The organism is Thermanaeromonas sp., assembly GCF_021890735.1.
Lineage (GTDB): Bacteria > Bacillota > DSM-521 > Neomoorellales > Neomoorellaceae > Thermanaeromonas.
In genome coordinates, this window is the sequence record NZ_JAKKUR010000132.1 from 1 (window position 1) to 2915 (window position 2915).

Genomic DNA, 2915 nt, shown 5'->3' on the forward strand with positions numbered 1-2915 from the left:
CTCTCTTCATCCTCATACAACAGGTCTAAAACTTCCTCCCGCAATACCTCGTCCGGCCTACCCTGAGCCCAGATGCGACCTTCTCTCATCAAGACCAGCCGGTCGCAGAGTGTCGCTGCCGTCTTTAGTTCATGGGTGACCATCAGAGTAGTCAGGCAGCGGGAGCGGTGGATCTCCTTAACCAGGGCCATTATCTCTATCCTTGCCCGGCGGTCCAAGCCGGTAGTCGGTTCGTCCAGCAATAGAATATCTGGCTCCTGGGCCAGGGCCCGGGCAATAGCCACCCGCTGCTGCTCACCTCCTGAGAGATGGCCGATGGGGCGTTGGGCCAAGTGGCTCATACCCACAAGCCTTAGCATACAGTCCACAATCTCCCGGTCGATAGAACCGGGCCGGCGCAGCAGACCTAGGCGCCCGTAGCGCCCCATCATGACCACTTCCCAAACATTTACCGGCATCCGGGGATCAATGCTCTGAATCTGCGGCACGTAGCCGATACGCCTGCGTAAAGTATGGGGACAACCCCTGTTAAGCGAGTATCCCAGCACCTCTACCTGTCCCCGAAGCAGCTTTCCCAACCCGTTTACCAGAGTAAGCAGGGTGGTTTTTCCTGCCCCGTTTGGCCCTATGATGCCTACTAACTCGCCCCTTCGCACTGTCAGGCTAACGCCCCGCAAAGCTACGTCTTCCCTATAGGAAACTACAGCATCCTGGATCCTAATTATCGCCTCATTAGAAGACAACAAACTTTCGAGCCGCCTCCTACAGGTGATCTCAGCTTTGGCTTCTCTTAAGGGCATTCAAAAGCAACTCGACGTTTTTCTCCAGGGCAGCGCTCCAAGTATCAGTCTGTGGAAAACCGCCAGGGAAATTGGATATGGTGACCTGCGCCGCTCCCAACTCCTTAGCTATGCCCTTTCCAGCATCCGGACCGCTCTGGAGGTTATCGACTACCAGCTTTACGCCCGCCTGCCTTCCCTTACTTATAAGTTCCTGTATTTTTTGCGGATTGAGTTCCTCTGGCCGCCCGTAAGTAGCCACGATGTCAAAGCCCGCCCACTTTAAAAACCCCTGCTGCATCTCAGCACAAAGCACTTTCACGGTGCTAACATTAGCAGCTTCTAGCTTAGCGCGTATCTCCTTTTCCTTTTCCTCAATAGAGGAAAGCAACCGCTTGGCATTTTCTTCATAATAAGACTTGTGGGCCGGATCTTTTTCCATTAATACTTCTGTAATTTTTTTAACCGCCTCCTTTTGCACCGGAGGTGCCATCCAGTTGCCAGCTACGGCAATCTCAATAACTTGCAGGTCCTTATTATGTACAGAATCAATCAATTCCTGAGTAAACATCTTCCCTTGCCAGTCGTGGCGCAAGAAGAGCTTAGCTTGCGCTAGCTTCTGCACATCGCCTGGCTTAAGATCAAAATGCCCTGGGCATGAAGTAGGAGGAACAATATTGACCACCTCTACTTTATCACCGCCTACCCTTTGAACGATATCAGCAATCAAGGATGTTCCAGTAGCAACCTTGAGTTTCTCAGCTTCCTTTGCTCCGCACCCCAAAACAGCTAGAGAAAGAAAAAGCAACGCCATTGCTCCTGCAAGGAAGGAATAAACCCTTTTAAGACCTTTGCTGCGACCTCCCCAACGGCTACCAGTTATTTGGGCCATCCCTTAACTAACCTCCCTAAGTCTATTTATTTATGCCCGTCCAGTAAACCTTTCTCTAATACTCTGCGCAAAAAGTATTCGCTTAAATGGAAAAGTATATTTTGAAGTTATATCTGGCCAAAGGGGTTATGGTTTTCGAGCGGTAAGGACGTACTTTTCGTGGGTATTAACAATATTCACCTCCTCCAGCCCAGCCTGCCTGCATAAGTTTTGCATCTCCTGATCGTCGGGCAGCAGGTCGTTGCCCACCACGCCACCTATTGACTTATGCAGTTCATTCACTGCCTCCCTGCTCATAGGGTGACAAATAACAAGCCTACCGCCCGGTTTTAGAAGACGAGCCATTTCTCTGAGTGCCTGGGGCTTATCGATCACGTGGGGAAAACAGGAATTACAGATGATTTCATCGAAGGTATTGTCCTCAAAAGGTGTACAGGTTATATCGCCTAAAACATACTCCACATTTTCTATATTCTTAGCTTTAGCTCTGGCTAGCATCTCCTCGGCGATGTCCAGCGCCACTACTCTGCCGTCCTTACCTGCTGCTTCCACAAGAAAGGGCAGTAGTACACCCGTACCTGTACCCACATCCAAAATATGGCTTCCAGGTTTAATGGCTAGCTCCTTTATAATTGTGCTTAGGCACTGTATTGTTTCCTCGGATAATAAACTATCCCACTCGCCGGCCTTTTGATTGAAATATTCGCGGTGAGCCGTAGGGTGAACTATAGCCATCAATATTACACCCCCGCGATTTTGTGAAAAATAAATAGGCCACGAACCCCTTTCCCCTTCCGCGGAAGGAAATGTCGGGCCTCCGTGGCCTCTAATTTTCCCTCTTAATGTTGTACCAGATTTCGACGTGGTTGCTTGTGCTCTGCTATTCCTTAACGTACAACAGCTTCCCTGGGCCAAATCTTAATACTTTTTCTACAGAATGTCAATCAACTTTCATCGCAAAGGGTTTTGCCGGAGGGCAAAACGAAACTACATCAGTTGCTTCTTAAGGCTTTCTATCTCTTCAAGGCTAAGCCCTGTGGCTTTGGCAATGGTATCAATGTCAACATTAAGAAGCAGTAAGTTTTTTGCTACTTGCAGTTTGGCTTTACGTTCACCTTCAAGTTTACCTTCAAGTCTACCTTCAAGTCTACCTTCAAGTTTACCTTTTTCTTCACCTTCTTTTAATCCCTTTAACCAAGCCTCCCGCTGCATTTCTTCTAGCACCAATTCCAGGTTGCTTATCA

At 48.9% G+C, this 2915-nt stretch carries 3 protein-coding genes and 1 pseudogene; all 4 read right to left on the minus strand.

Annotation, left to right across the window (positions count from 1 at the left end; translation table 11 throughout):
- The coding region (locus L5656_RS11115) for a metal ABC transporter ATP-binding protein (protein ID WP_297202938.1) at positions 1 to 746 on the minus strand (746 nt) is incomplete at its 3' end.
- Positions 747 to 774: 28 nt separating this feature from the next.
- On the minus strand, positions 775 to 1671 hold the full coding sequence (locus L5656_RS11120) for a metal ABC transporter substrate-binding protein (RefSeq protein ID WP_297202940.1): 897 nt from the start codon (positions 1669 to 1671) through the stop codon (positions 775 to 777).
- A 126-nt stretch (positions 1672 to 1797) separates the two neighbouring features.
- Positions 1798 to 2406: a class I SAM-dependent methyltransferase gene (locus L5656_RS11125; protein WP_297202943.1), complete on the minus strand. Its 609-nt coding sequence runs from the start codon at positions 2404 to 2406 to the stop codon at positions 1798 to 1800.
- 252 nt (positions 2407 to 2658) lie between these two features.
- Positions 2659 to 2915, minus strand: a pseudogene (locus L5656_RS11130) (Rpn family recombination-promoting nuclease/putative transposase); the annotation flags it as partial.

Excerpts from the sequence above, each read along its gene's own strand:
- L5656_RS11120 (WP_297202940.1), bottom strand. The coding sequence starts at position 1,671 with ATGGCCCAAATAACTGGTAGCCGTTGGGGAGGTCGCAGCAAAGGTCTT.
- L5656_RS11125 (WP_297202943.1), bottom strand. The coding sequence starts at position 2,406 with ATGGCTATAGTTCACCCTACGGCTCACCGCGAATATTTCAATCAAAAG.